Genomic DNA, 3,562 nt, shown 5'->3' on the forward strand with positions numbered 1-3,562 from the left:
GGTGTTCACTACCATAAAATCATTTTTGGAAACTTTATGTTTGAGGTCGCACAGCGTGATGGGATCGTTAAAGATCGCGATGAGATGCGAAGGCTGGATAAGAATGCCCAGAAACGGCTTCAACAGCTTGCATCTCAAGCAATCGCCAAGATTGAAGGTAATGTTATCATTGATACCCATGCTTCAGTGAAAACTCCTGTCGGATTCCTGGCAGGACTTCCTGAATGGGTGCTTCGTGAACTTAAACCTGATATCATCATCCTGGTAGAGACGGATGAGGATCAGATCCTGAAACGACGTCTCTCTGATGCGACCCGTGTACGTGATATTGAGGGAGCACGTGCAATCGCTGATCATCAGAACTTTAATCGTGCTGTGGGTGCCGCTTACGCGACAATTACCGGCTGTACGATAAAATATATCTCCAATGCAGATTTTCTGATCGACCGTGCTGTCGAAGAGATGATGCAGACCCTCCGGTGACTACTTCATGGGTTCATCCAATTCAGGAAATATGAGTATGATGCCGCTCATCCTAGCGATGGGCCTCATCATGATCGCCAGTATTGAGGTCGTTCGAAATACCATCGGTACTTCTCTCAATGTGGTGCTCGGTCCTCTCGTTGACACTCTTTTTATTCCATTCTATGTGGTAATTCTTCTTCTCTCTGCAATGACTGGTTTTTACTCTTCCATTATCCAGAAGTATACTATTGACTATCGGAAGATGAAGGAGACGCAGAACAAGATGAAGGATTTCCAGAAAGATTATCGTGAGGCAATGCTCTCCAAGGATGAGAAACGGATCAAGAAGATTGAGGCAAAACGTGATAATATGATGAAAGATCAGCTTGAGATGAGCCAGGCTCAGTTCAAGCCGATGGGATACATCATGGTTATCACGCTCCCGATCTTTTTCTGGCTGTATTTCAGACTGAATAATTACGATGCAATGATCACGATGCCGTTCTGTGGATCCGTTCATCTTACCGCAGCAATTCTGGGTCCGGTTCCCGCATGGATGATCTGGTATATGCTCTGTTCTATCTCGCTTTCCCAGGTGATCAGGAAGGCTCTGGACATCGGGGGAATCTAACCGATGAGGGTCACCATCAGTGGCCTTCCGGGTAGTGGAACCACCTCCCTTACCTATCATCTCGCAAGTGAACACCGGTTTGATGTTATTTCTGCAGGCGAAGTATTTCGTCAGATGGCAAAAGAGCGGGGGATGACTCTTGGCGAGTTTGGTGCTTTCTGCGAGAATGATCGCTCGGTAGACAAACTGATTGATGAACGTCAGCGTGAGATAGCACTGTCCCAGGATCAGATTCTGATTGAAGGGCGGCTGTCCGGGTGGATGATACCTGAAGCAGATCTCAGGATCTGGCTGAAAGCATCACTTGAGTGTCGGGTGAAACGGATTCTTGACCGGGATCAGTTTGCTGATTTTGATCATGCCATGCAGGCGACTGCAGAACGTGAGGCAAGTGAAGCGCTTCGGTACAAACAATATTATGATATCGATTACGCTTCACTTGCTCCGTATCATCTGGTTCTTGATACCGAACTCTGGACCGTGGAGCAACTTGGCAGAATCGTTTCGGCTGCACTGAAGGCGAGACTTGAGAACCAATAACCCTTTTTTACACCGAGATCCCGGTGTTCTCTTCTGACTGTTTTTCTGTAATGATCTCGGAAAGAATGTCATATCCTGCATCCGCCAGGGCGATGATAAGCGGGCCAATGATAAGGCCGATAGCTCCCATGATGAGCATTCCGCCAAAAATTCCGATCATCATCAGGACCGGGTGAATGGCAACTCTTCTGGCCAGGAGTCGTGGTCTGATCCAAAAATCCTGCAGGCCTGATATCAGGGGATACCCTACTGCAGCAACCAGTACGAGCCCACGCATGTCTCCCTGTGCGATTGCATATCCGGCGAGAAGCAGGGTGATCAACTGGGGACCAAAGAAGGGGAAGAGATGAGATGCTGCACAGATAAATGCCCAGAATACGATCTCTCCGTAACCCAGTACCCAGAAGAAGGGAAGCGTGATGAAGAAGGTCAGGATTGCAACGCTGATATTGACCACATATACTCCATACATGGTGTCTGTTACTACCCTGCAGAGAATGGAAAAATACCGGTCCATCTGGGATGGAATTATTGAGAAGAACTGTGAAGATATCTCTTCCCCATTTCGCAGGAGCAGGAACAGCAATAGAATGGTGATGAAAAGTTCGATCACGGTTCCCGGAAGATTTTGTGCAAATGAACTCAGGCTCTGGATAATGGCCGGAGCTGAATCCTCTATCATCTTTGCAGAATCTGACTGACTATATACTCCTCCAATGGTTTTTAATACAAATCCGAATAGTGAACCTGATCCGGGTTGATAGTTCCGGATAGCATCTCCAATTGTCTGGGCTAATTCGAAAATATACACCCTGGTGACGATGATGGTATTAAGCAGAAACAGGATAAACCCAACTATTATACCCAGTGAAAGCAGGCAGACTGTAATTGCAGCATACCCTTTCCCGATATATCGTTGCAGGTAATGTTGTGCCGGCATAAGCACTATCGCAAGTGATATCGCGATTATTGCAGCATAGGCAAGTCTCCAGAAGAGAAATGCAGTGAGGAAGAGGATCACAGAGGCAAGAAGAATTCCTGCTCGTTGTTCTCCTGAAAGATCCTTGAAAAAATCCGGGATATATGATACGTGCTTGGACTGGGTATACTGGTTATTTTTCATGCAAAACTCCGGTTATCTCCGGTCTACGAGTCGTTTAGGTCTCCCTCTGATATGATGAAGTTCAAGTTCTCCAGGATTGGTTATATGAACTAGGATCTGTAACTGTTCATCTTCATAGGGTTCTGATAGGTTTGGATTGTTTGAGAGCAAGGTCCCGGTGATGTCATTGGTAATTTCCCGGGTATTGCAGGCATCTTTATCCTCAGCCTCTACTGATATCCGTAAGGTAACCTTCTCTTCTTCGTCACTATACACAAATGCCTCGTACTCCCCGGTTAGATGAGTCATGTGTTCTTGCTGGAAGATTGCTCGTTCGATAGCAATGCGGTTGAGTTGAGTGTCAAAGATTTGTATGGTGTCAGCTTCCCGCCAGGGATTCAGAATTCTCATATGAGTTCTTCCACAGTCACATGGTTCCCTGCTTAGAACTTTGGTGGTGTCATCGGTATCATAATTTATGAGAAGCATACCGCTCTTTTCACCTGGTTTTAACAGGGTCGTAAGGACAATATGGCCGGGTTCCCCGTCTTGCACGTACTGATGCCGATGAGGATCGAAGATATCCATATGGACGACATCTTCAGGGACATGAAGACCGGCTTTGGCCCCGCACTCTCCGCACATGGTTCCCTCGGTACTCCCATAGGTATTGAACGCTTCACAGTCGAATAACTCCTCTACATATCTTCGCGATTCTTCTGCAAAACTCTCTCCGCCGATTACCAGCCGCTCAATAGATGAATCAGCCGGATCAAGCCCTTCACTCTTCATTCTTCGTGCAAGCCTGATGAATTTGAACACAC

Annotated in this window: 4 protein-coding genes and 1 pseudogene; 3 read left to right on the forward strand and 2 right to left on the reverse strand. The window is 46.7% G+C overall.

Annotated elements, in window-relative coordinates:
• The 3 genes from LUQ50_RS03780 to cmk all read left to right on the forward strand — a co-directional run.
• Window positions 1-483, forward strand: a 483-nt coding sequence (locus LUQ50_RS03780) for an adenylate kinase (RefSeq protein WP_300036404.1), incomplete at its 5' end; no start/stop codon positions are given.
• Between the two features lie 7 nt (window positions 484-490).
• Window positions 491-1,096: an EMC3/TMCO1 family protein gene (locus LUQ50_RS03785; protein WP_300036407.1), complete on the forward strand. Its 606-nt coding sequence runs from the start codon at window positions 491-493 to the stop codon at window positions 1,094-1,096.
• Between the two features lie 3 nt (window positions 1,097-1,099).
• Window positions 1,100-1,636: a (d)CMP kinase gene (gene cmk, locus LUQ50_RS03790; protein ID WP_300036410.1), complete on the forward strand. Its 537-nt coding sequence runs from the start codon at window positions 1,100-1,102 to the stop codon at window positions 1,634-1,636.
• Window positions 1,637-1,643: 7 nt separating this feature from the next.
• On the opposite strand, the gene LUQ50_RS03795 is transcribed toward cmk, so the two are convergent.
• Complete coding sequence (locus LUQ50_RS03795; RefSeq protein ID WP_300036413.1) at window positions 1,644-2,759, reverse strand: AI-2E family transporter; 1,116 nt, start codon at window positions 2,757-2,759, stop codon at window positions 1,644-1,646.
• A gap of 12 nt (window positions 2,760-2,771) precedes the next feature.
• Window positions 2,772-3,562 (reverse strand): annotated as a pseudogene (locus LUQ50_RS03800) (coenzyme F390 synthetase); the annotation flags it as partial.

It is taken from the genome of Methanospirillum sp. (assembly GCF_028679455.1).
Taxonomy (GTDB): domain Archaea; phylum Halobacteriota; class Methanomicrobia; order Methanomicrobiales; family Methanospirillaceae; genus Methanospirillum.